Source organism: Bartonella sp. MR100HLJHH (assembly GCF_042194215.1).
GTDB classification, from domain to species: domain Bacteria; phylum Pseudomonadota; class Alphaproteobacteria; order Rhizobiales; family Rhizobiaceae; genus Bartonella; species Bartonella grahamii.
Map to the genome: position 1 here is coordinate 17,709 of NZ_JBHIMR010000013.1, position 24,429 is coordinate 42,137.

The window sequence follows — 24,429 nt, forward strand, 5'->3', positions numbered from 1 at the left end:
ATACTCATCCAATCAAAGCCTTATAAGCATCTTTATCCAACAACCCTTCCAGTTGTGTCTCATCCTGCAATGTCATTTTCCATAACCAGCCTTCTGTTTCGGCTTTCTGATTTACCAATTCAGGATTATCAGCCAATGCTTCATTTATTTCGACCACTTCACCATCAAGAGGAGCATAAACATCTGAAGCGGCTTTCACCGATTCCACAACAGCAGCTGCCTCTCCTTTGGAAAGTTTTGTCCCACTTTGTGGTAAATCAACAAAAACCAAATCTCCTAATTGCTCTTGCGCATAATGCGTAACCCCAACAGTCACCACTTTTCCTTCAACGCTAAGCCATTCATGGTCTTGTGTAAAATAAGTTTTAGACATAAAAAATCATCCTTTAAAATAACGTTGTTCAACAAAGGGAAGTGAATGAACTGATAATACAATCTTTTTGCCTCGCAGTTCTGTAAAGACTTGTGTCCCTTCAACTTTACAATCAACAGAAACATAACCCATCGCGACAGGACCATCAAAAGAAGGACCAAAACCACCTGATGTTACAACTCCAATCTCATTACCTTGATCATCAAGAAGCACCGCACCAGCACGAATAGGTTGGCGCGTTTGCGGTTTTAATCCAACACGACAACGAGCAGGTCCTTTTTGCAGCGCTTCAAGAAAAGCCTTCGCACCATAAAATTGTGCTTTTTCTCGAACACTTTTAGGAACAGCCCATGTTAGAGCCGCATCAATAGGTGTCGTATCAGGGGTAATGTCATTTCCATGCAAACACAACCCTGCTTCTAACCGCAAGCTATCGCGTGCTGCAAGTCCAATCCACTCAACACGAGAATCACTCAGCAATTTTTCAGCCAACATATGCGCATGCCCTATAGGCAAAGCAATTTCAAAACCATCCTCTCCCGTATATCCAGAACGCGTTATAAACCAATCTTGTTGTGGTTCGAATCCTTGCATAAAGAACAATTCATTCCCTGGCAAATCGGCATCAGCAAGAACAGCGGCCGCTTCAGGACCTTGAAGAGCAAGCAATACCCTTTCAAGAGCAATCACTTGACATTCAAAATCAACCGCACGCTTTTCCAATTCTACAAAATCAGCCTGTGCATTCCCAGCATTGGCGACCAACATAAAACGGTCCTCTTCCAAACGGGTAATGATAAGATCATCAAGAATACCAGCCTGCTCATTAAGCAAGTAATTATACCGTGAGTGCCCAATCTTTAAAGCTGCTGCATCAATGGGAAAAGCATAGGACAAAAATTCCACGGCTTGTGCCCCTTCAACGGCAATCAATTTCATATGAGAAATATCAAAAAGTCCCGCATGTGCACGCGTATGAAGATGCTCTTTCAAAACGCCAAGAGGATACGTTAAAGGCATGTTCCACCCCGCAAAAGCACCAAATTTTGCTCCTGCTTTTTCATGCATATCATATAAAGGAAGTGTTTTTAAAAAAGATGTTTCTTGTGCTGTGCCCATAATAACTCCAAAGCTGCGCTAACGCCCACAGAATATGACCGTCTCTGCACCCCTCTGTCATCAACCTGAGAGACTCGCGAAAAGATTTTTCGCTTACACCTTCGGCGCGGGCTCTCCCGACTTTCCAGATCTGCCTTCTTCCTTTTACGGTCCTTAAAGCCTGAGAGATTATGGGCTATTTCCCCTTCGGCGGCAATGCGAAAATTCGCAATCTGCACTCTCCCGCAAAAGAATGAAAGAAACGATAACGCTCTTTCCAGCATGTTCTAACCTATAACCTATCTTTATCACACTGTCATTAGTAAAGTGATGAAAATGTTCTCATTTTAAAACTTGCGTAAGCTGCTTCAAAAGATTTATAATAGCATTATCCTTTTGAACCTTACAAAAATTGCAAGGAACACATTTTAGGAAATTTAAGACAAAAATCAAAAGCTATAAACAAAAATACCTCTTGAAAATCATGCAAAACGTCACACACTAAAAAGATCGCAAAGCAATATTCTTTCTCGCGCAGTTCAACCTTAAAGATAGGGTTTCATATTCTTTTTTTAGAATAAGGACTTCAAGTATTTTATAAGTATGATTTTAATGTACAAGAAGTAGGTTTTCTGCTTTCTCAATAGTGTCATAAATTGCGACTATTTACAGACTAAAACTACCGAACAAAGGTGACAAAATACTCATGAAAGCTGGTAATATCTCTTACAATTGCGAAAATGATCTTCCAAAGCAAATTGCCCTTTTTCCTTTAGAAGGTGCACTCTTACTACCCGGCGGTTTTTTATCACTCAACATTTTTGAACCAGAATCACTTGAAATGATTGAAAACGTTATGGTAACTGATCGTCTATTGGGCATTATTCAACCACTTTCATCGAACACAGACCGCTTCTCTACACAACTTTATAAAACAGGCTGTATAGGGCGCATTACAAACTACAGTGAAACAGGAAATGGACAACTGTTCATAATCTTACAAGGTGTTTGCCGCTTCACCTTAGAACAAGAATTGACAAACACAAAATCCTATCGAACAGCTCTCATCCAATCAAACATAAAAGACTTGCAAGAATTTGATGTTGAAGAAAGCATTAACCGAGAGAGCTTACTCGACGTTGTAGAAAAATATCTAACCATACATGAAATGGAATATAATTGGAGCAGTATCATAGAAGCCCCTACACCTATATTGGTTAATGCTTTTTCAGCTCTTATCCCCTTTACACCAGCAGAAAAACAAGCTCTCCTTGAAGCTCCAGATATCGAAAGCCGTGCCCAAACTCTTCTTGCATTAACAGAACGCTCACTCATGAAACAAACAGGTACAGATTACCGTTTAAACTAATAAATGTCAAAACATGAAAAAAATGACCACAGACCCCAAAATGCTCGAATTGCTCGTTTGTCCAATAACGAGAGGCACACTCTCTTACAACCGAGAAAAACAAGAGCTCATTTCTCTCAAAGCCAAACTTGCCTATCCTATTCGTGATGGCGTTCCCATTATGCTTGCCTCAGAAGCACGCCCTTTGCAAAACAATGAAAACGTAGCGTATAAAAAATAAGAAAATTTCGTTCATTTTTTCTGGAGAAAGCTGTTATCAATTACTGCTCTATGAAACGCTCTCTTTTGCTCATGCAATCTTTTTAATATTGGTATTTTAAACGCTAATCCACCACACGCCAGCACCAGCATTTCTCTTTACCAACTCCCAATGTTATACTTACTCTAAAAAGTCTTTTGCTTCTGAATGCGAAAAGAAACTTCCGTTTCTATACACAATAAATGGATAAAAGTCATATAGTTACAATTTTAAATATTCCCCATAATGATCACCAAGAAATTGTCCTAAATTTCATCAAAATAAAGGGATGCATTGCAACAGTTGCATGTAAACTTTGCAAAAAACAACCAAACCAACTGCTGTCACTCTGGTTGACGATTTAAAGAAATTATCCTATGAATGAACTTGTGTTTTTGATCGTATACGCAGCGATCAATAGGGCCTGGAAGCCCTAAAACCGAGTATAAAATAAACCCGCTTTTTGCGGATATCCCGGAATTTCCGGGGGCTCTTGTTATGTCCAAGTGCTCTCAGCACTAAAAGCAAGAGGCTGGCTCGGTTTCAGCACTTCCAGACCCCGGAATACTAATGCGAGGGCGCTCGCAACCGGAGGGGGAGCAAAGTGCGAGCCAAAAATTTACATTTTTACGACATTTCTTTAGGCAAAAAAATTCGCTTTAGAAGAAACCTCATGGGTTTTTCTCAAAAACAATTAGGGAGTCATTTGGGCGTAACATTTCAACAAATTCAAAAGTATGAGAAAGGTTTAAATCGCGTAAGTGCAAGACGTTTACAAGAAATTGCTCATATATTAGATGTTCCCGTTTCCTTCTTTTATGCTGATAACACAAAAAAAGAAGATCCCCTCTATCATTGTGATGACAGAGTAGAAAGCAAAGCAGAATATTTACTTTTGAAAAGTTTCAGAATGATGACCCGCAAAAAACAAAGGGCTATTTTGCAGTTGATTTCTGGTGAAAAAAATGGCCCCTTATTTTCATAAATTCACTGAAAGGACAATCAACGTCCTTAATAACATTGAAAAGAATTTTGACTGTCTCCCCACACCTCATGAGAACGAAATTTCTTAAATCTAATCTGGTCTGTAAATAGTCCGAATTCTAACGAGTTTAACTTAGCTATAGCGCTTTGATTCATAATGATAATCTAACGTTATGTATATTGAATGAGTGTCTCGAATATCGTAAAATTCTTTCATTTCAAACTTGTTCTATATTGAATCAATCAAAATCACTTATTTGCACATTACAAGCAAAGTTGGCATGTAAATAAACGTGTGAGTAAAAATGTACAAAAAGGCATACCTCTTAATTGAATCGTCTCACATACCAAGAACTGTAGCCACATTGAGTGCTGAAAAAATGTATGATGGTGCTAACTTACTCTTTTTTTTAAACATTAAACATGGAGGTGTTCAACGGCTTTCCACTCATATAATCCACTTGAAACAAAAAGCTCGCCAAACAAGCCTAAGAACATTCCCACGCACTAAAAAAATACTTAAATATATCAAAAAAGCTTAAAGATCTTATACCACCATACTTCAAATGACGATATTTTACGGCATAACAGGATTAAAGTAAAAATAAGACACGAAAAACTATATGTATAACTTTCATAAGAATTTATTTATATAATGGATACTTAAGTTTATCTTGTTGTGCCATAAATTCTATCATTTAAGGTATGAGAATATGAAGCATGCATACCTCCTTGAAACATTCAAATGTTTTTTAGGCGCCAAATGTCTTTTTAAATATTTTTAGACTTGCTTGTTGAGCCTTAAGTTCAAGTGAAAAATGGGAAGTCGCTAAAAGTAACCGCTAGAATCTGGCTGTTTACAGACTGTAATAGGAAGCTTCGCTTTTAAAGGCATAGGGAGAAGATCAAATACTTCAACACTTAACAGATAAGGTATTAAAAGATTCCCCCAACGCAATACGTAATAGCATCCTTAAAAAATTCAAAAGTGTGAAGGTAAACAATTGACAGAAGATATGGAATTCACTTAATTAAAGTGCTCTCTAAAAGAGATAACAGTTTCGCGTACAATATTCAATTTTTCAATTCTGAAAGATTAAAAAGACGTATCATTTGAAATAAAACAACTTATTGTGCTGCTGATGGTGATTGATGTGTACAAAATTGAGTTGTTGAAAATCAAAAATATAATTTAATGATGTTCCTTGACCAACTCACTCTCTCCTGAGTATAGCACGGGGAATAAACGTGGAGAGACATGAGGAGTATATAGAAAATGAGTTTTAAAGTTGCAATTGTCGGCGCAACCGGAAATGTTGGTCGTGAAATGCTTACAATTTTAGAGGAACGTGGTTTTCCTGCGCATGAAATTGTCCCTCTAGCATCACGACGCTCATTAGGACAAGAAGTTTCTTATGGAGATAAAACTTTAAAAGTAAAAGCACTGGATACTTACGATTTTTCTGACACAGATTTTTGTCTGATGTCTGCGGGAGGAAGCATTTCCAAAGAATATGCTCCTAAAATCGCTGCCGCTGGCTGTGTCGTCATCGATAATTCCTCCACGTGGCGCTATGATTCCAATGTTCCGTTGATCGTCCCTGAAGTCAATGCCGAAGCTATAAATGCCTTTTCTAAGCGTAATATTATAGCAAATCCTAATTGTTCAACAATTCAACTGGTCTTAGCTTTAAAACCTCTCCATGATGCTGCAATCATTAAACGTGTTGTTGTCTCTACATATCAGTCGGTTTCTGGAGCTGGTAAAGAAGGAATGGACGAACTTTTCGAACAATCACGTGCTGTTTTTGTTGCTGACCCAATTACATCAAAAAAATTCACTAAACGCATTGCCTTTAATGTCATTCCTCATATCGATGTTTTCATGGAAGATGGTTATACAAAAGAAGAATGGAAAATGACTGCTGAGACGAAGAAAATTCTCGATCCGAAGATTAAATTAACAGCCACTGCTGTTCGTGTCCCTGTCTTTATCGGTCATGCCGAAGCTGTCCATGTTGAATTTGAAAAACCACTAAGCGTATCTGAAGCACAAGCGCTTCTCCGCGATGCTCCCGGTTGTCAGCTTATCGATAAACACGAAGATGGTGGCTATACCACACCTTATGAATGTACCGGAGAAGATGACACCTTTATTAGCCGTATTCGTGAAGATATTACCGTTGAAAATGGTTTAGCTTTCTGGGTTGTCGCCGATAATTTAAGAAAAGGAGCAGCATTGAACGCAGTTCAAATTGCTGAATTGCTCATTTCTCGTAATTTGATAAAGCCTAAGTCCGTAAATTAACGCCCTGTCCGAAAGGATAAAGAGCCTTAGCCGGTCTGTCAAAAGTCCGGCTTCTCTTCAGTAGGATCTTCCCCTGCTGGAGATTCATATCACCAGCCTAAAGGACTGTAATTCGGGGTATTGACAAATTTTACTCTGAATATCCATGAATACCTCGCCACCTTAATTAATCATCGCCGCCCTAATGCCATTTTACGGTACAATAGGATCAGCAGCATAAGCGTTTTTTGCTTCATGCTGCTGATCCTTTTTATCATTCCGGTTGTGAAATTAACTTACCCTTATCGAGCAGGATAAGTCACAACACGGTAACGTGTTTCATTACGTTCAAAATTTTTATAATTGACATTATCAGGAAAGAAGGGATTATAAGCATTTACGTGCTTTACAGAAACTCCTTGTGCTTTGGGCGAAGGATTTAAAATTGTCCGTTCATCTCTTTTTTTGACACCTGTAGAATCGATAATCATATCTGTTCTGTAGAGTTTTTGTATGTTTTTCCGTGTTTTTTGAATCGCCGGAAGAGCTTTAAAACCAGAAACAACCTGTTTTACTTTTTCTTTTTTTACTTTTGGCGATTTTCTCATAGCATTTGGCTTTACTGGCATCTTTGTAAAAGCAACGGTAGGAACATTGTTGACATTGACATAACGTGCAGATGCCCAACCAACCTTTCCGTGATAACCAAGAGAACACCAAGTTTTATTGGATAGACAGCCATAAATTTGCACTTTTTCTCCCATTGGAACCATTGAGATCACTTTGTAAGCTGTCGCAGGACCTGTGCGTAAAGATACCTGACCTGAAGCAACACGAGCAACTGTTCCTGCAATGGTTCCAGCTTCCGCGTGAGAAGCAGTCACAGCCACCCCCGACGCTCCCAAAGCCCATAAAATCATTGTTGTTGATAAAAATTTCTTTCTTAACATTATTTTTCTTCCTCTCTCAAAACATGTGAAGGGCAAAATTTCGCCTTTGCAAAAATTTGCCGCGTTTAAATCCAATGATCCGCAACTTTTATTTCCCGCCCAAAAGACCCCACAACATTGTAACAAAATCTCTCTTTATTCCCCCTCTACACGAACACGGCCTTTTGATCTTGATTGCGCAGTATGCTCCTCATAAATTTACAGCTAAAGCATCATCTGATTGTCTGGTTCTTCAACCAATCGTCCCTTAAAGAAGTTTTTCAAGTGTTATTGGTTCCCTCAACAAATGATTGCAATAAAAGAATTGATTTCCTAAATTTCAGAGAATTACTGAGAATGAATGATGATAAGCCCCCAAAATACTAAAAATAGAAGGAAAAATAATACTCTTTTAAAAATAAAAGTGATTGAATATTCTCTAAAGCTTGTATAACTTTAAATCTCCTTAGAAAAATACAGAGTATATTGAAACTTCCCTCAAAAAATCTCTTGGAAAAGAAAGTTAAAAGCACATGACATTAAAATTTTTTTCTCGTAGTCGGATTATAGGATTATTCCTCTCTCTCTTTGCACTTTTTTTATCTACGGTTTTTGTCATGGCTACAGACAAATCAAAAATCAAACTTGGTATTATGGAAGGGCGGGATGCGATTATTTGGAAAACTGCTGCTGAACAGGCTAAAAAGGCCGGTTTAGATATTGAACTCGTTTATTTTTCTGATTACGCTTTGCCTAATGACGCTGTTAACGCAGGAGAGATCGATGCGAATGCTTTTCAGCACGCTCCTTATCTTAATGAACAAATGAAACAACGTGGCTATAAACTTTCAATTGTCGGCTATACATTTATTGCTCCAATCGGTGTTTATTCGCACAAAATCAAAGACTTAAAAGATCTACGTGATGGTGCACATGTTGGTATTCCAAACGACCCATCTAATGGTGGAAGAGCCTTACTTCTTCTCAATTCTTTAGGTCTCATTAAGTTAAAAGACCCCCATAATATTCTTGCATCTCCACTTGATATTATCGAAAATCCTAAAAACCTGCAAATTCGTGAGCTCGATGCTGGTATGTTAGGGCGAGCTATTGACGATTTTGATCTTGCAATTATAAACACAAACTGGGCTATTGTTTCCGGATTAAACTTCGAAAAAGATGTCGTCGCATGGGAGAGCGCAAAAAATAATCCTTATGATAATATCATCGTTGTACGCACGAGCGAAAAAGATGAGCCATGGGTTAAAAAATTAGTTGCCGCTTACAACAACGATCTTATCCGTGCAAAAATCAAAGAGATTTTTGGCAAAACCGCCCAAACTTCTTGGTAATTGTGCCAAATATCCGAGTAATTGTGAATGGAAAAACCTACCCTTATCTCCTTAAAAAACATCAGCCGTTGTTTTAACAAAACGGCTGGTGTTCCGGTAATTAATAATCTCTCTTTAAATATCCATGCTGGTGAAATCCTTGGCATTATTGGGCGCAGTGGAGCAGGAAAATCAACACTTATCCGCTGTTTAAATGGGTTAGAGAAGATTGATGCAGGGTCCATTTTTTTTGAAGGTGTTGATATTTCAAATCTATCAGAGATAGAGTGGGCGCCTTACCGTCAACGAATTGGGATGATTTTTCAACATTTCAATCTTCTCTCATCGCAAAATATTCTTGATAACATTGCATTGCCGCTTAAATTAAGTGGTGTAAGTAAAAAACAACGCCACAAACGTGCCCTTGAACTGATTGAATTGGTTGGGTTATATGGAAAAGAATATTGCTATCCGGCACAATTGTCAGGGGGGCAAAAACAACGCGTTGGCATTGCTCGTGCGCTCGCTGCTAATCCTAAAATATTGTTATCAGATGAAGCCACCTCTGCTCTTGACCCTGAAACCACACAATCTATTCTAGAGCTCCTTGCTGATATTAATAAACACCTCAATCTCACGATTGTGCTCATCACCCATGAAATGGAAGTTGTGCGTACCATAGCGCATCGCGTTGTTGTTCTTAATCAGGGGAACATCGTAGAAGAAGGACGTGTGAAAGACATCTTTACATCACCGCAAGACGATACAACCATAGCCATGCTCAAGCTTGTCACCCCGCAACTTCCTGAAAAATTTGCGAAAAATCTCAAACCAATCGGGCGAGAAGCTGTCATTGAAATCAATATTGCCGGTGAAATTGCCCAGCAGCCTTTTCTTCATCTTCTAGAAAATGAGAGTGGTTTAAAAGCACGTATTTTGCATGGTGGCATTGATACAGTTCAAGATGAAACCATCGGGCGACTCTTCTTGGCTCTTCCTGGAGAAGATAAAGAAGCTTTAGAAAAAGCTGTTCAATGGTTAACGAAAAAAGGACGATATTGTGAGGTGTTAGGCTATGTTTAATGTTCTGTCTCATGAACTTCCCCAAGCTGTTATTGATACAATATTGATGACACTTAGTGCTTCTTTTATGGCATTTATTATAGGACTTCCCCTTGGTCTTCTTCTTCACACAACAGCACGCGGGGGGATTTTTTCCTCATCTCTCATCAATCGCCCTTTAAGCATGATCATTGACAGTATTCGTGCCATTCCCTTTATTATTCTTGCATTTTATCTTCTTCCCGTTACGCGTATCGTTGTAGGAAGAGGAATAGGAATGCCTGCTGTAATTTTTATACTGACCATTTCAGCTATTCCTTTTTATGCACGCATGGCGGAACTCTCTTTTAAAACCGTTGAAAACGGTCTCATTGAAGCGATCCGCTCTATGGGTGCAAGCCGTCTTCAAATTATCAGACATGTTCTTATTCCTGAAGCTCTCCCTAGCCTGATTACAGGTTTTACAGTCATGGTCATTTCTCTCATAGGAGCCACCTCACTTGCTGGATATCTTGGTGGAGGCGGTTTAGGGGATATGGCAATCCGCTATGGCTATCAACGCTATAATACCTTCATCATGACCATTGTCATCATTCTTTTGATCATGCTCAATATTATAACCCAATGGACTTCTGATAAAATCGTACAAAAACTTGATAAAACAAAACATTAAAAGACTTAGAATTTCACATACCAGTATCATCATCCTCTTTGCCACTTTCCAAGTGCAACAACCCTTGGTTATCGAAAACGTTCATAAGAGATTAGGAACTTTTTTCTTAAACCGTTTTTATCTCTCCCCATCCGTTTGTAACATGAAAGAAAATAGTTTTAACTGATTGAATATAAAAGGAAATGAAATGAGAGATCTTACAATATTTGAAACTCTCTCTTAACATAAAAATGATAAATTATCATGTCAAATTAAGACATTGGTCACGACCTTTCCCAACCTTAGACAACATATTGAATAAGAACTCTGAATACCGTAAGGTCCTCTCATTCCCAATTTGTTCCATATCGAATTAATCAAAATCTCTCGCTTGCATGTTACAAGCAGGAAGAGCCGTGTGAGTAAAAACTATACAAGCAAGGAAGGCGTGCCTCTTATGAATTGTCTCAAGCACCAAGACCTGTCTTAACATTGGGTGCTAGCATATAAGGTGCTAGCATATAATATGATAGTACCGGTTTTCTTCTTCACAAGCATAAAGATATGGGGTGCTCAATGGCTTTACCGTTATACTATTCACAGGCGCCATTGCGAAATGGGTGTGACGAGCGTTGAGAGATGTTTCTTTAAAATAAGCCCGTGAATTAGCAACGCAAGTATATTCCATTTGAAACATTCTGTTTATGTGAGGGCTATGATCCCATTAAAGAATGCTATAAACAAAAGCGTGAGGCAATGCACTATCTTCACCAAGAAACTCCTCTTCAAAAAGATCTAGGAAAGATAGCAATCTGCTATAGCTATCAACGCTATGATAGCTCCAGCATATCTATCACCCTATAGATTATTCTCAATATTATCATTGAAGAAACTTCTCATAGAATTGTACAAAAATTTTATAAAATAAAGTACTCAAACTAATCTAGATATTGGAAGATTTTTCCCCCATCACTGCCACAATAAGCCACTGAGCCGTAAGAGCTGGTTTTTTTAACTGTTCAATTTCTACCGTAACCCCATAATGGAAAACCACTCGACCAGAAGGGCGAATTTCTGCATCATCTAACACAAAACGCGCACGTACCCGTACCCCTGTTTTCACAGGACTCATGAAGCGTACTTTATCGAAACCATAATTAATCCCCATTGTGCTCCCCTCCAACTCTGGAAGTGCCTCATAAGCGAGCGTAGACAAAAGCGATAATGTTAAAAACCCATGAGCAATTGTGCCTCCAAAAGGTGTCTTTTTAGCCTTTTCCTCATCAACGTGTATCCATTGATGATCATCTGTAGCGCATGCAAACTGATTAATCATATCCTGTGTAACAAGACGCCACCCCGATAATCCCACTTCTTTCCCAATAAAACTGGTGACATCTTGTACTGCTATTTTTTGCTGCATAACGCTATTCCTATTTTATTTGATAAAAACAACCACCCCTCTTGCTTTTATAAAATCCATTGATTAGAGCATCAAGAATAAAAGATTAATTGTCTTAAAAGCAAATGCACCTTATGAATGAGAAAAGCTCTTTAGCAGAATAGTTTTCAAATGGGAAAAAAGAATGGCAAGCAATGTGAACCTAACAGGTTTAGCGCATGATTTGAAACAACGTGCAGAAAAGCATCCCCCCATCCGTATTGGACTGATTGGTTGTGGTGAAATGGGCACAGATTTATTATCAAGTATTGCGCATATGGATGGTATAACAGTCGCTGCAGTAGCCACTAGGACGCCGTCACGTATTTTTGATGCCGCTACAATGGCCTATGGCGAGGATGGACATGTCTGTGAAGTTGAAAATACTTATGCTCTCACGCAAAGCATTGAAAAAAATTTGATTGCAGCAACAGATGATATTAACCTTGTTTTACGTCATGAACAAATTGATATTATCGTTGATGCAACAGGCTATCCCGAAGCAGGAGCAGAAATTGGTATCAAAGCGCTTGAGAATAACAAACATCTTGTCATGATGAATGTTGAAGCAGATGTTACAATTGGCGCTTATCTCAAACATGAAGCAGAAAAACGAGGGCTCATTTATACACTTGGTGCCGGAGATGAACCAACTTCTTGTATGGAACTCATAGAATTTGTTTCAGCCCTTGGACATAAGATTGTTGCAGCAGGTAAAGGAAAAAATAATCCTCTGCGCTTTGATGCTACACCTGATGCTTACGAAGAAGAAGCATTCCGGCGTAATATGAATGTGCGCATGTTGGTTGAATTTATTGATGGTTCCAAAACAATGGTTGAAATGGCAGCAATTGCCAATGCCACTGGACTTCTCCCCGATTGCCCAGGAATGCATGGACCACAAGCGGCGTTGCAAGATCTAAACAAAGTGCTTATCCCAAAACAAGATGGAGGCATTTTGCAGCGATATGGTATTGTAGATTATTCAACAGGCCAAGGTGTTTCCCCAGGTGTCTTTGTCATTGCAGAAATAGCACACCCACGTTTACGCGAACGTATGGAAGATTTAAAAATTGGTCAGGGGCCTTATTTCACCTTTCACCGTCCCTATCATTTAACAGCAATGGAAGTTCCCCTCACCTGCGCACGCGCTATGCTTTATGGCAAAAAAGATATGGTTCCTCTTAGCCATCCCGTAGTAGAAGTCTGTGCTGTTGCTAAAAAAGATTTACATCCAGGTGATCAGCTAGACTTTATCGGTCTTTATACTTATCGCGCTTGGATAATGAACATCGCAGAAGCACGCGCTCACCACGCCATTCCTTGTGGTCTTTTAGAAAAAGCAACAGTAACAGCTGCAATTAAAAAAAACGAACTCATTACAATACATAATACTGCTATTCGTGAAGATCAATGGATTGCGCGTCTTCGTGCTAAACAAGACCTTTTACTTCATGTCCCTTCTTCCGCTAAGCTATAAACACTCCTTAATTACCTTACTTAACAGCATCTTTCCCTGACACGACAGAACAACCCAGAATACACTTGTATCGCAAATAAAAGTATTTATCTTTTAATAAAGGCATTTTCAACGATGCATATCACCACTTCCTTCTCACAATATGGCGCGTAAATGCTACAATATAAACCACCCCATGAGATGGCATAAGATTCATTGTGTATCACTATCTTTACTCTATAAAGATACAAACCGGCATCATCATTTTATTTGTCAATATTACGACAGCCCTTGAGCCTTGAGATGATTCATGAGAAGAATTTTTACTCTTTTTTTGATAATCTTATCCATACACGAACGCAACTTGTTCTATGTAAAAAATACTTTTGATGGATTTAACATAAACAAATTTGAAATGATAATTTGTCATTTTTCTTATTGTATAAGAGCTATGAATACAGGAATCTTTTTATTTTATCCTCTTATAAAAGATAAAAAAATTTAAAAAGGATAAAATATGCCTTTAATGAATAATCTTCATATGAGAGAAGGTAAACAATATTAAAAGGCTGATAAAGATAGTAAGTATACTAGCCTTATTACTAGGAAATAACCATAAACTGTAAAAAATGAGGTTACATTATTTTGTAAAAAAACATAAATGTAGGACATTGAACTTTAATAATGTTAATAAAAGCTACATTTGGTATTAATAATAGTGATTTTTCCATCCAATACAGTATAAATAAGTTCAAATATTTATTTTTTCAAAATCATGAAATGAACAAAAAAATCATCGACTTTGTCGATGAGCTTTCTACTAAAGTGTAGTGAATATTCCCCAAAGAGATACAACAGCACCTAATACATCCCCAATACATAAAGAAGCAAGAAGTGATATAATACCTATTCCCCCCCAAAAAGCTGCACCTGAAAAGGCAGCAGTTTTTTCAGCTTTCCCCAAAGCAATAGCATTTTGTTCCTCAACGCCTTGAATAACAGCTCTATCCACAGCTTTAATAACTACTTTTTTTTCTAGTGTAGAAATAGTAACTGCCACTCTCTCTTGAAATTGATTTTTTACAAAACTTGCATTTCCCTCTATAGTTTGTACAAAAAAAAGAATAAATAGTGTAAAAGTAAATGAACATACACGATTTTTAAATATTTTAAACATAGCTTTCTTTGCTCCTCTTTTCTTCACTGAAAAAATGAAAGAATATTCACATATATAAAAACCAAAACTTATATTTAATTATTTATATAATTACACATAATAAAATATTATCTGTAATTATATTACAGATATAACACATTGTGTATTGCATGTAAAGACACAAAAACAACAAATGATAAAAATAATTTAAAATGTAATTAAATTTTAAAGAACTATAACATTTAAAACTGTCAATCTAATGATAATTCTTCTCTATTATTTCAATAAATATAAAAATGAAATATTACTTAATGAATTTTTATTATATCGCTCATCAATAAACTTGAAAATAAAATTGATAGCGAATAAAAAGCTCGATCTAAAACAAATCTATCCTAATAAATAAACCTTAAAATAGTGTATTATTTTTCTATAAAACAGTTATAAAATGTAAAAATAAATCAAGATCTCTATTTTCAAATAGAAAAGACGTTAATAAAATGATTCTCAACTTTTACTGATATATAAAGAAAAATAGCGCATAGCATCTTCAAAAAGGTAATTCAGCACCTTTATCTCATACAGCATAAAGAACTTAAATATTGACTTTAAAACCCAATAAAACAAACGCATAAAATAAGTAAATCTATCAGATTTACAAAAACATTATAAGCAACACTAGAGCACCAACAAACTACCTAAAATTAAATAAAAAGAGAGTCATGAAAAATGAGATGATCCCCCAAAATACTGAAAAGCAATTTTCTTTCTTAATTCTCATAAAAGTTATTCCATATTTTTCGTCAATATTGTAGAGCGCAGCCCTATTTATCTTTTGAGTAATTATATTTACTCTGTATTAGTAAAAAATAATTCTCTTTGAAATAAATTTTTGGCAATATTCACATAACTGTCTGCAATTTGTGCAAAATAAATAATAATAAATAATTAATCAAATGCTTGAAAGAAAAGTGGTAGAGAAACTGACTAAAAATTGCATTTTTGAGATACCAACTTAAGTAAGCGCATTGAAAAAATAACGCCATGAAAACTGATATTGAATGATAAATTTAGCAATCGATCATTTTAATTAATAGCAGGATACTAATCTATAATAATAATTTCTTGTTTTGCATGTTGAATGAGAGGGCTGATTATTATAAGACTCTCTTAATTTTAACTCTGTTTATATTGAATCAATCAAAATTCTTCGCTTTCAAATCACAAAAGAAAACGATGTGTGTGTAAACACACTTGAAAAAAGGAAAATTTCACTTATGAGATATTTTAACTATCAAGCGCTGTTAACACAATATTGAAAACTGGCAAAGTGAATGGTGGTGTCGCTTTTTACTTTAAAAAAGTAAATATAGTGAAGTACAATATATTTTATATTATGAGGATTTACCGTTATACCCTTCACGAACAGCGTCGCAAAATAGGCTTGAATACCTTAGGAAAGGTTTCTTTAAAACAAGCATATCAATGTGCAACACAATGGCGTTCTGTTTATCATGTATCCAACGGTGTTTCTTCTTGAATCATCTTATAAACTCATCGAGCTCTCTGAGACTGCAAGTTTATCTTACGTGAATCCTTCCCTTTATATTCATTTTTTCTCATGAGCACTAAAGTCTATTAAGACACTATCCAAAGTAAAATCAATCAATAAACATTTCTATTCTTTTGTAATATACAGATACTTGAATTAAGAATTTAGAACTTCTGATTGCAACCAAAGTCTGTACTATTGCAACAATAGAAATAGTTTGGTTATCCTCGCTCCATAGTAAAAAGAAGAATATGCAACTTACAGAAAAAATTGTGTTTTCAATAAACAATGAAAAATTATTTTTCATTACATGATGTTAAGTATTTAATCTGTATGAATATTTACTTATTAAAAATGAGAATCTTCATCAGAAAGTCTTACCAAAGATAGCTATCTTTAGAAAGTTCGCCTCATATTACAAAAAAATTGAGTTGGCTTTGCTCAATAAAATCTTCACTATTTTTAACAAAACTCTCATTTTTATAGCATCCATATGTGATGTAAAAAAACGCCTATTTGCGTTTCTCTTATAGATAGATTAAATAGTGACAGCACTTTTGATCACTTTATCTGTGTTAACTTCTCTTTTGGGCAATAATTTATGATATCTAACACGCCTTTTCTCGCTCTTTTACCTTTGGGCGCACACGAATATCACGGAGAGCACCTTCCCTTCGAAACCGACTGGATCATTGCTGAAGCTTTTGCAAAAGCCCTCACTTTACAAACAAAAGAGCAATTTCATATCGCACTTTTACCGGTTGAAAAGATTGGCTATTCTATAGAACATATGGATGTTACAGGCACACAAACCCTCACCTTTTTCGAGGCTATTGAGCGATGGATAAGCATTGGTGAGAACTGCTATCGCAAAGGAATAAAGCGTTTTCTTCTTCTCAATGCCCACGGAGGCAATTCGCCTTTAATGAGCATTGTTATCACCGAATTACGGAGGCGTTTTTCAATGCTTGCGGTAGCAACAAGTTGGAGTCGTTTTGGCCTACCACAAGGTTTAATGGCACCGTCTCAACAGCATCTTGATATCCATGGAGGATTTATAGAAACCTCTTTAATGCTCTATTTAGCACCCGAAAAAGTGCATATGGAGAAAGCAGAAAATTTTCATAATAAGCAAGCTGATATGATTGCTAACTATCAGTATTTACGCGCTTATGGTCCTCATGCCTTTGGATGGACAATGCGTGACCTTAACAAACAAGGAGCAGCAGGCAATGCAAGTGAAGCAACACCGCAAGCCGGTGAAGCAATTTTCTCTCATGTTCTTTGTGGGCTTCATGGTTTACTTGATGATATCAATCGATTTAAAATAAACACATTTCAATAAAAAGGCATGAACCATGGAAAAGACGCAAAACACTCCCACAAAACTTCCTGTTACGGTTCTCACAGGCTATCTTGGATCAGGAAAAACCACTCTTCTCAATCGCATTCTGAGTGAAAACCACGGCAAACGTTACGCAGTCATTGTCAATGAATTTGGTGAAATTGGCATCGATAATGATCTTATCGTTGAATCGGACGAAGAAATTTATGAAATGAATAATGGTTGTGTCTGTTGCACCGTGCGCGGCGATCTTATTCGCATTTTGGAAAGTCTAATGCAACGCTCTCATCGATTTGATGCTATCATTATAGAAACAACAGGGCTTGCTGACCCAATCCCCGTTGCACAAACTTTTTTTATGGATGATACGGTCCATGAAAAAACCGCTCTCGACAGTGTCATCACAGTCGTTGATGCAAAGCATTTTTCACACCAACTTAAAAAAAGCCGAGAAGTTGAAGAGCAAATTGCTTTCTCTGATATTGTTCTCTTAAATAAAATTGATCTTGTCAGCGAAGGAGAACGTGCACACGCGCAATCGCTCATTCTTGCAATTAATCCCAGAGCCATAATTTACGCAACAGAGCGCGCTAACATCCCTCTTGATAAACTCCTCGATCGAGGTTCCTTTGACCTCCAACGCACTTTAGATAATGATCCCCATTTTCTTGACCATCAGCACGCAGACCATGTCTGTGGTCCCGATTGTAATCATGATCATGCACATCACCACAAATCCACCATTCATGATATTACAATAACCTCTGTAAGTTTAAAAACAGGTGCCCTTCAACCAGAAAAATTTTTCCCATGGATTCAACAGATCACGCAACAACAGGGTCCCGATATTTTGCGTTTAAAAGGCATTATCGCATTTCAAGGAGACGATGATCGTTATGTCATTCAAGGCATCCACATGATCCTTGAAGGACAGCACCAACGTCCATGGCGTGAAGATGAAAAACGTGAAAGCCGACTTGTTTTTATTGGCCGCACCCTTGATGCCGAAAAACTGAGAACGGGTTTTGAAAATTGTGCATAAGCGAGTAACAATGCCAAGCATTACCAATTACAATTTACAAAATTATTGTCTTTCCTCCGGTTTTATTGATAACAAACCAGCTTTTGTCTCGGTTGAAGGTTTTATTGTTTTTTTTAACCCAATCCCACAAACCATTGAAGTTCACCAAGGAATAATTTCTAGCCATTTTTCCCATGATAACACAGCTATCATTACAGGTGGAGAAGACGGAAAGGTCTGTCAAACAACAGCAGATGGTCATACAAAAGTACTGGGCAAACAGGAAGGCAAATGGATAAGCAATGTTGCATTTGGACCACGGAAAGTTTTTGCTTTTTCCTCCTCACGTATCACACTGGCAAATGTTGGCAAAGAACTGCAAGAGCTCACACATGAACGCAGTATAGAAGGTCTTGCTTTTGCTCCAAAGGGATTACGCCTTGCCGTTGCCCATTACAATGGTGTTACTCTTCATTGGTTATCAACGCAAACATCTCCCACCACATTGGTCTGGAAAGGAGCACACTTTGGTGTCACCTTCTCACCAGACAACCGCTATGTCATTTCTACCATGCAAGAAAATGCCCTCCATGGCTGGCGTCTCACTGATAATCAGCATCTCCGCATGAGTGGCTACCCAAGCAAAGTCAAAAGCTGGTCTTGGAGCGCGAAGGGAAAATGGTTAGCAACATCCGGTGCATCAGCAGCCATTGTCTGGCCCTTTCATACAAAAGATGGCCCCATGGGAAAAACACCATTAGAACTGGGCACACGAGCAAATGCACTTGTCAGCACCGTTGCATGCCATCCAAGCGAAGACATTGTAGCAATAGGCTTCAATGACGGAATGATTTTGTGTGCACATTTTCACGATGGAAAAGAGGTTCTTCTAAAAGGCTATGGAAAAAGCGCCATTTCAGCGCTCAACTGGGATCAGGCAGGACACAACCTTGCCTTTGGTAGCGAAAATGGTGAGTGTGGTATTATCAACATCTCTGTTTAAGAAAAAAACAACAACCATTACAGCTAAAATAGCCGCACAATCCTCCAGAAGCAATTGCGCATGAAACCCATCTTCCTCTCTAAAAAATAAACACACTTACGAGGCATTTTCAATCACAAACCAAAGAAATCATATATTGTGGACCTTTTTCATCAAGACAAAAGAACCATTTAGAAAAAATAAGAGAAGATTTTAATAAAGTAAAAGGCAGCATTTTCTACTGCCTTTTTTATAAAAAGACATATCATACTTTGTCAAAAAAGGTGGCGCAAACCAGCAGAGAAACTTGCTCCAGAAAACCCTGCTTTTGTCAGTCTATGCTGATAATTTATATCTCCATAAAGAGAAAGTTTTGAAGAAAGACGCGCATTAAACCCAAGACCTGCTTCCAAAGAAGAACCAAAAAAACCTAATTGGAAATCGTTTTTAAAAGAAACAAATCGCTTATCTTCAAAACTATGCAAATAAGAAAGCTTACTATAAAAAGAAACGACACGTCCCTCTTCAGAAACATTAAGTGTCTTGCTTAAACGCCCACCAACACGCCCCATCCATTGATGAAATTTTCCTAAATCAACCTCAATATTATCAACATCATGTGCCGGATTAAACTGAAGATGCTGATAAACAACCTGAATCTGCGGATCAAAAATAACACCTTTATACCCTGTTGCAAACATTCTGCCACTGGTTAAAGAACCGCTAAACTGTTTACCCTTTAACGCCACAACCTTGCCCCGTGCTAGTGTCAAAACATCTCCCTTAAAAAATCCATACGATAATACTCCATCGATATAAAAACCCGTATCATGCTGTAAACTTCCATAGGCTCCAACAGACCATTTATCAAATGCGCTTTTTTTTCTCTGTTCAACATTTAGAGGATGGAGAGAGAGTTTTCCATAAGTTCCCGTGACCCCAAAGAATGTGCAACTCTCTGAACTCTCAATTTCTTTCAGCAAAACACCTGCTTCCAGTGCACTATAATCAAGTTCTGCTCCATAGCCATATTCAAAAGCAGAAAGATTTGAAGCATAGTGGTAGCTTCCACCATAACCACGGATAAAAAATGCTGGATTTTCATCACTTTTCAAAGAACCTCCAGAAAAGCTTCGTATTGCCTTCAATTTTTTATTTTGAGAGGCAAAATCCATCAAGCCGGCATGGAATAAAGCATTTGGTAAAAGGAGATAAGTTGGCAACTGTGGGACAACCGCCCTAATTCCCATTTCTGGCTGAATATCAGGCTTAACAGGAACAGGCGGAGTGGGGACAGGATCTGTAGGTGTAGGATCACTTGGATCAGAGGGCTCAGACGGAGCAGGTGTTGGTGTAATAGGCACAGAGGAAGAAGATGAAGGATCTGCAGGTGTAGGATCACTTGGATCAGAGGGCGCTGACGGAGCAGGTGTTGGTGTAATAGGCACAGAAGAAGAAGGTGAAGGATCTGTAGGTATAGGATCACTTGGATCAGAGGGCGCTGACGGAGCAGGTGTTGGTGTAATAGGCACAGAGGAAGAAGATGAAGGATCTGCAGGTGTAGGATCACTTGGATCAGAGGGCTCAGACAGAGCAGGTGTTGGTGTAATAGGCACAGAGGAAGAAGATGAAGGATCTGCAGGTGTAGGATCACTTGGATCAGAGGGCGCAGACGGAGCAGGTGTTGGTGTAATAGGCACAGAAGAAGAAGGTGAAGGATCTGCAGGTGTAGGATCACTTGGATCAGAGGGCTCAGACAGAGCAGGTGTTGGTGTAATAGGCACAGAAGAAGATGATGAAGGATCTGTAGGTATAGGATCACTTGGATCAGAGGGCGCAGACGGAGCAGGTGTTGGTGTAATAGGTGTAGGTAATGGAGTGAGAACAGGGTCTGTAGGTGTAGGATCTACCGGCGCAGAAGGTGAAGGTGGAATAGGTAAAATCGTAGAAGAATCTTTTTTAGGACTAATATAAATACCCTCGAGACGAAAATCCCAAAAGTCCCGATCTCCTGCAACTAATCTATTCATAGGATCTGCTTTTCCAAAAGAAGAACTTGGTCCATAAGCACGAAGACGATATTGATAAGGCAAACCATTTATTGCAGTATAATCGCCCATTAGTTTAAAAGAATCTTCACGCGCATATCCAGAAACTTGGATAAGTGAAATACTGTTGCTTCCTTCACTGCTTACTTCCTTTTCTGAAGTTTTGGAAAAATTTTCCATCACGAGCAATGTAGCGCCGGAAACATCTCCATCGATCAAAATACGATCGGTTTTTTGAGAATCAAACAAACCATCATCATTCAAAAACGTACTGAGCTTAATCTGAACATTACCCTCCGCATTGTATGCCTCCTTGTATCGTTCATTCCCGATACGCAATGTTTGATAACCGCTGGATACATCCCGATTGAAAATAAATGTACTATCAGAAAGACTCACAGATGAAAGTGATGAATCTGTAAAAACAGAACCCTGCAAACCTTTATATTTGCTTTTTGTGAGATACCAAGTAGAACCACGCGTTAATTCTAATCTAGCAGTAGAAGTATCTTCAACGTGCGCACCCCCTGTAAGGGAAGAAGCGCTTGCTTTAATAGATATAGAAGAGTTCTTTTCAGCTTTTAATAACAAATCACCAGAGATCTTTGTTGCTTCTGATAAATCAAGAGAAACACTGGCTCCATAACCGCCCTGCCCAGTAACATAAATAGCTGTACCATCTGGAACTGTGAAAGTTGTCTGTTTTAAACGAACAGATGCCTCTCCCATAGTGATTCTTGGCTCTTTTGAAACACCTTTTTGTCCATAATATTCTGCCACTGTGTTTGGATCTAATAGATTAAAATACAGACCATAAACTCCCTTTCCCTGCACAGAAATATTTGAGCTCTCAATCTCAATATTTGTCTTCTTAAAAGCGTCTGATAGATCATAATTATGAATAGGCTGGCCTCTACTATTTACAAAAGCTGAAAAATTTTTAACCAAAAAGCCATGCATATCATTAAGCACAATAGAACTACTCCTCAAATGAACATCCCCACCTTGCAATATGTCAAAAGCCTCTGGTAATTTATCGACACTTTCATTATCAACTATAGCAGTGTATTTTTTTCCTTTTCCCTCAATCGTCATGGTATCGAGAAGATATCTCCCCCCAAACTTTGTTGAAAACGCGCCAATCTCATTAAAAGTAACAGTGCTACCTGACATCCTAACAAATGCATTAAGACCACTTACAATCCCTATACCCTTTGCATTCAAATTGTCTGGTTTAATCTCAACATTGACACTAACTAAAATAACATCCGTCTCTTTCCCCGATGCATAAATAGCGTGCGAAGTTCCCTCAATCTTCCCGTCATTCATCTGAATAACTCCATTTAGAACACGAAGACCGGGGATATCCTTAAAGTTTGAATCCCTTAGAATAAGCTTTCCGCTATCTTGTACGAATGCACCATATTGAGATATTTCATCTGGATTATCACCCGTAACAGTTATACGAGACGCATTAACAATTGTGCCTTGCTTTGCTACATATATAGCTGCAATAGGCGCAGCCTCCTGAGAATTTTTTAAGTAATAAACTTTATCTGCGAGAAAGTGTGTTTTTCTATCATCGCATTTATAAAATGGAGCCTCTGGATCACATAAACTTCCAGCAGCTTCAAGATGGGAAATTTGCAAAAAATAAATAATAGCTGTTGTAAAATTATATAAAAATGCATGTTTGTAAAATACATTTATCACCATTCTTCCTTACCCCTATTTATTAACGAAGAACAATCAAATAATGTATATTACAAACTTCTTAAAATAAAATAAATATACGATAAATAGTTAACTTAATTATTAATATAACACTTATATACTTATATATAAATTATTCTATATTTCATGGATAACTAAAAATGATATTGTAATCTACCAGAAAAGCTCATTCCAGAAAACCCTGCTTTTGTCAGTCTATGCTGATAATTTATATCTCCATGAAGTACAAATTTCGAAGATAATTTGGCATTAAAACCAAGCCCCGCTTCTAAAGAAGAACCAAAATCACCTAATTGGAAATCATTTTTAAAAGAAACAAATTGCTTATCTTCAAAACTATGCAAATAAGAAAGCTTACTATAAAAAGAAATGACACGTCCCTCTTCAGAAACATTAAGTGTCTTGCTTAAACGCCCACCAACACGCCCCACCCATTGATGAAATTTTCCTAAATCAACCTCAATATTATCAACATCATGTGCCGGATTAAACTGAAGATGCTGATAAACAACCTGAATCTGCGGATCAAAAATAACACCTTTATACCCTGTTGCAAACATTCTGCCACTGGTTAAAGAACCGCTAAACTGTTTACCCTTTAACGCCACAACCTTGCCCCGTGCTAGTGTCAAAACATCTCCCTTAAAAAATCCATACGATAATACTCCATCGATATAAAAACCCGTATCATGCTGTAAACTTCCATAGGCTCCAACAGACCATTTATCAAATGGACTCTTTTTGCTCTGTTCAACATCCTGTGGGTTTAGAAAAAGATTTCCATAGTTCCCCAAAGCCCCAAAGAATGTACGACTGTATAAACTCTCAATCTCGTTTAACAAAACACCTGCTTCGAGTGCACTATAATTCAGCTCAGCGCCATAGCCATATTCAAAAGCAGATAAATTGGAAGCATAATGATGACTACCACCATAAGCATGCAGAAAAAAGGCTGTCTTTTCATCATCCTTCCAAGAGGAATGAATAGCATTCCGCATTGTCTCTACCGTCTTATTTTGCGTGGTCATATCCAATAAACCAGCATGAAATAAGGTATTTGGCAAAAGAAGATAAGTTGGCAATTGAGGAACAACAGCTCTAATTTGGAGATTAGACTGAACATCAAGCGACACAGGAAGATTAGACGAAGGATCAACAGGATCAGAAGATGTAGAAGGCTTTGGTTCAATAGGAGCAGGAGAAACAGAATCTGTAGATGAAGGAGATTCCGAAACAGAAGGCGAGTCAGACATCAACAAGGTAGGAAGTGGATCGGGGGGAGAAGGTGGAAGATCAACAGGATCAGAAGATGTAGAAGAAGAAGCTGTGGCAGATGTCAATGACGTAGGAAGTGGATTGGGGGGCGGA

19 protein-coding genes and 1 riboswitch are annotated in these 24,429 nt (G+C 37.8%); of the genes, 12 read left to right on the plus strand and 7 right to left on the minus strand.

What is annotated here, in order from left to right; all coding sequences use genetic code 11:
- Nucleotides 1-4: 4 nt before the first annotated feature.
- Nucleotides 5-373: a glycine cleavage system protein GcvH gene (gene gcvH, locus ACFIJ7_RS07815; protein ID WP_273723568.1), complete on the minus strand. Its 369-nt coding sequence runs from the start codon at nt 371-373 to the stop codon at nt 5-7.
- A 6-nt stretch (nt 374-379) separates the two neighbouring features.
- Nucleotides 380-1,492: a glycine cleavage system aminomethyltransferase GcvT gene (gene gcvT / locus ACFIJ7_RS07820; RefSeq protein WP_375636460.1), complete on the minus strand. Its 1,113-nt coding sequence runs from the start codon at nt 1,490-1,492 to the stop codon at nt 380-382.
- A 137-nt stretch (nt 1,493-1,629) separates the two neighbouring features.
- A riboswitch (glycine riboswitch) is annotated at nt 1,630-1,727 on the minus strand.
- A gap of 450 nt (nt 1,728-2,177) precedes the next feature.
- Here gcvT and ACFIJ7_RS07825 point away from each other — a divergent pair.
- The 4 genes from ACFIJ7_RS07825 (at nt 2,178) to ACFIJ7_RS07840 (ending at nt 6,370) form a co-directional block, all read left to right on the plus strand.
- Nucleotides 2,178-2,840, plus strand: coding sequence for an LON peptidase substrate-binding domain-containing protein (locus ACFIJ7_RS07825; RefSeq protein ID WP_375644963.1), 663 nt, complete (start codon nt 2,178-2,180; stop codon nt 2,838-2,840).
- A 13-nt stretch (nt 2,841-2,853) separates the two neighbouring features.
- Nucleotides 2,854-3,060, plus strand: a complete 207-nt coding sequence (locus ACFIJ7_RS07830; protein ID WP_375644964.1) for a Trm112 family protein — start codon at nt 2,854-2,856, stop codon at nt 3,058-3,060.
- A 622-nt stretch (nt 3,061-3,682) separates the two neighbouring features.
- Entirely contained in the window at nt 3,683-4,063 is a 381-nt protein-coding gene (locus ACFIJ7_RS07835; protein WP_015856775.1) for a helix-turn-helix domain-containing protein, read from the plus strand.
- A gap of 1,275 nt (nt 4,064-5,338) precedes the next feature.
- The gene (locus tag ACFIJ7_RS07840; RefSeq protein ID WP_375644965.1) at nt 5,339-6,370 is read left to right on the plus strand and encodes an aspartate-semialdehyde dehydrogenase; all 1,032 of its coding nucleotides are present in this window, start codon (nt 5,339-5,341) and stop codon (nt 6,368-6,370) included.
- 281 nt (nt 6,371-6,651) lie between these two features.
- On the opposite strand, the gene ACFIJ7_RS07845 is transcribed toward ACFIJ7_RS07840, so the two are convergent.
- The gene (locus ACFIJ7_RS07845; RefSeq protein WP_375644966.1) at nt 6,652-7,299 is read right to left on the minus strand and encodes an SH3 domain-containing protein; all 648 of its coding nucleotides are present in this window, start codon (nt 7,297-7,299) and stop codon (nt 6,652-6,654) included.
- A gap of 512 nt (nt 7,300-7,811) precedes the next feature.
- On the opposite strand from ACFIJ7_RS07845, the gene ACFIJ7_RS07850 reads away from it, so the two are divergent.
- Genes ACFIJ7_RS07850 through ACFIJ7_RS07860 form a run of 3 tightly spaced genes read left to right on the plus strand, consistent with a single transcriptional unit; the run spans nt 7,812 to nt 10,344 of the window.
- On the plus strand, nt 7,812-8,630 hold the full coding sequence (locus ACFIJ7_RS07850; protein ID WP_015856778.1) for a MetQ/NlpA family ABC transporter substrate-binding protein: 819 nt from the start codon (nt 7,812-7,814) through the stop codon (nt 8,628-8,630).
- Nucleotides 8,631-8,657: 27 nt separating this feature from the next.
- Nucleotides 8,658-9,692 (plus strand): methionine ABC transporter ATP-binding protein, encoded by a 1,035-nt coding sequence (locus ACFIJ7_RS07855; protein ID WP_015856779.1) that lies wholly within the window; start codon nt 8,658-8,660, stop codon nt 9,690-9,692.
- Complete coding sequence (locus tag ACFIJ7_RS07860) at nt 9,685-10,344, plus strand: methionine ABC transporter permease (RefSeq protein ID WP_015856780.1); 660 nt, start codon at nt 9,685-9,687, stop codon at nt 10,342-10,344. The genes ACFIJ7_RS07855 and ACFIJ7_RS07860 overlap by 8 nt, the downstream gene beginning before the upstream one ends.
- Before the next feature lie 922 nt (nt 10,345-11,266).
- On the opposite strand, the gene ACFIJ7_RS07865 is transcribed toward ACFIJ7_RS07860, so the two are convergent.
- Complete coding sequence (locus ACFIJ7_RS07865; protein ID WP_375636453.1) at nt 11,267-11,746, minus strand: MaoC family dehydratase; 480 nt, start codon at nt 11,744-11,746, stop codon at nt 11,267-11,269.
- 163 nt (nt 11,747-11,909) lie between these two features.
- On the opposite strand from ACFIJ7_RS07865, the gene ACFIJ7_RS07870 reads away from it, so the two are divergent.
- Nucleotides 11,910-13,244 (plus strand): NAD(P)H-dependent oxidoreductase, encoded by a 1,335-nt coding sequence (locus ACFIJ7_RS07870; RefSeq protein WP_375636451.1) that lies wholly within the window; start codon nt 11,910-11,912, stop codon nt 13,242-13,244.
- A gap of 799 nt (nt 13,245-14,043) precedes the next feature.
- On the opposite strand, the gene ACFIJ7_RS07875 is transcribed toward ACFIJ7_RS07870, so the two are convergent.
- Nucleotides 14,044-14,400, minus strand: a complete 357-nt coding sequence (locus ACFIJ7_RS07875) for a hypothetical protein (protein ID WP_375644967.1) — start codon at nt 14,398-14,400, stop codon at nt 14,044-14,046.
- Between the two features lie 1,351 nt (nt 14,401-15,751).
- Between ACFIJ7_RS07875 and ACFIJ7_RS07880 the strand changes: the two genes are divergently transcribed.
- From ACFIJ7_RS07880 to ACFIJ7_RS07895, 4 genes are all read left to right on the plus strand, one after another.
- Nucleotides 15,752-15,919, plus strand: coding sequence for a hypothetical protein (locus ACFIJ7_RS07880; RefSeq protein WP_375644968.1), 168 nt, complete (start codon nt 15,752-15,754; stop codon nt 15,917-15,919).
- 613 nt (nt 15,920-16,532) lie between these two features.
- Nucleotides 16,533-17,276 (plus strand): creatininase family protein, encoded by a 744-nt coding sequence (locus tag ACFIJ7_RS07885; RefSeq protein WP_375644969.1) that lies wholly within the window; start codon nt 16,533-16,535, stop codon nt 17,274-17,276.
- A gap of 13 nt (nt 17,277-17,289) precedes the next feature.
- Nucleotides 17,290-18,318: a CobW family GTP-binding protein gene (locus ACFIJ7_RS07890; RefSeq protein ID WP_375636447.1), complete on the plus strand. Its 1,029-nt coding sequence runs from the start codon at nt 17,290-17,292 to the stop codon at nt 18,316-18,318.
- Between the two features lie 10 nt (nt 18,319-18,328).
- On the plus strand, nt 18,329-19,300 hold the full coding sequence (locus ACFIJ7_RS07895) for a WD40 repeat domain-containing protein (RefSeq protein WP_375644970.1): 972 nt from the start codon (nt 18,329-18,331) through the stop codon (nt 19,298-19,300).
- A 254-nt stretch (nt 19,301-19,554) separates the two neighbouring features.
- Here ACFIJ7_RS07895 and ACFIJ7_RS07900 read toward each other — a convergent pair whose 3' ends face one another.
- Nucleotides 19,555-23,043, minus strand: a complete 3,489-nt coding sequence (locus tag ACFIJ7_RS07900; protein ID WP_375644971.1) for an autotransporter outer membrane beta-barrel domain-containing protein — start codon at nt 23,041-23,043, stop codon at nt 19,555-19,557.
- Between the two features lie 152 nt (nt 23,044-23,195).
- A partial coding sequence (locus tag ACFIJ7_RS07905) for an autotransporter outer membrane beta-barrel domain-containing protein (protein ID WP_375644972.1) occupies nt 23,196-24,429 on the minus strand: 1,234 nt, incomplete at its 5' end.

Bases quoted from the DNA above. Each gene is read 5' to 3' on its own strand.
- gcvH (WP_273723568.1), bottom strand. From the start codon at position 373: ATGTCTAAAACTTATTTTACACAAGACCATGAATGGCTTAGCGTTGAA.
- gcvT (WP_375636460.1), bottom strand. From the start codon at position 1,492: ATGGGCACAGCACAAGAAACATCTTTTTTAAAAACACTTCCTTTATAT.
- ACFIJ7_RS07825 (WP_375644963.1), top strand. From the start codon at position 2,178: ATGAAAGCTGGTAATATCTCTTACAATTGCGAAAATGATCTTCCAAAG.
- ACFIJ7_RS07830 (WP_375644964.1), top strand. From the start codon at position 2,854: ATGAAAAAAATGACCACAGACCCCAAAATGCTCGAATTGCTCGTTTGT.
- ACFIJ7_RS07840 (WP_375644965.1), top strand. From the start codon at position 5,339: ATGAGTTTTAAAGTTGCAATTGTCGGCGCAACCGGAAATGTTGGTCGT.
- ACFIJ7_RS07845 (WP_375644966.1), bottom strand. From the start codon at position 7,299: ATGTTAAGAAAGAAATTTTTATCAACAACAATGATTTTATGGGCTTTG.
- ACFIJ7_RS07850 (WP_015856778.1), top strand. From the start codon at position 7,812: ATGACATTAAAATTTTTTTCTCGTAGTCGGATTATAGGATTATTCCTC.
- ACFIJ7_RS07855 (WP_015856779.1), top strand. From the start codon at position 8,658: ATGGAAAAACCTACCCTTATCTCCTTAAAAAACATCAGCCGTTGTTTT.
- ACFIJ7_RS07860 (WP_015856780.1), top strand. From the start codon at position 9,685: ATGTTTAATGTTCTGTCTCATGAACTTCCCCAAGCTGTTATTGATACA.
- ACFIJ7_RS07865 (WP_375636453.1), bottom strand. From the start codon at position 11,746: ATGCAGCAAAAAATAGCAGTACAAGATGTCACCAGTTTTATTGGGAAA.
- ACFIJ7_RS07870 (WP_375636451.1), top strand. From the start codon at position 11,910: ATGGCAAGCAATGTGAACCTAACAGGTTTAGCGCATGATTTGAAACAA.
- ACFIJ7_RS07875 (WP_375644967.1), bottom strand. From the start codon at position 14,400: ATGTTTAAAATATTTAAAAATCGTGTATGTTCATTTACTTTTACACTA.
- ACFIJ7_RS07885 (WP_375644969.1), top strand. From the start codon at position 16,533: ATGATATCTAACACGCCTTTTCTCGCTCTTTTACCTTTGGGCGCACAC.
- ACFIJ7_RS07890 (WP_375636447.1), top strand. From the start codon at position 17,290: ATGGAAAAGACGCAAAACACTCCCACAAAACTTCCTGTTACGGTTCTC.
- ACFIJ7_RS07895 (WP_375644970.1), top strand. From the start codon at position 18,329: ATGCCAAGCATTACCAATTACAATTTACAAAATTATTGTCTTTCCTCC.
- ACFIJ7_RS07900 (WP_375644971.1), bottom strand. From the start codon at position 23,043: ATGGTGATAAATGTATTTTACAAACATGCATTTTTATATAATTTTACA.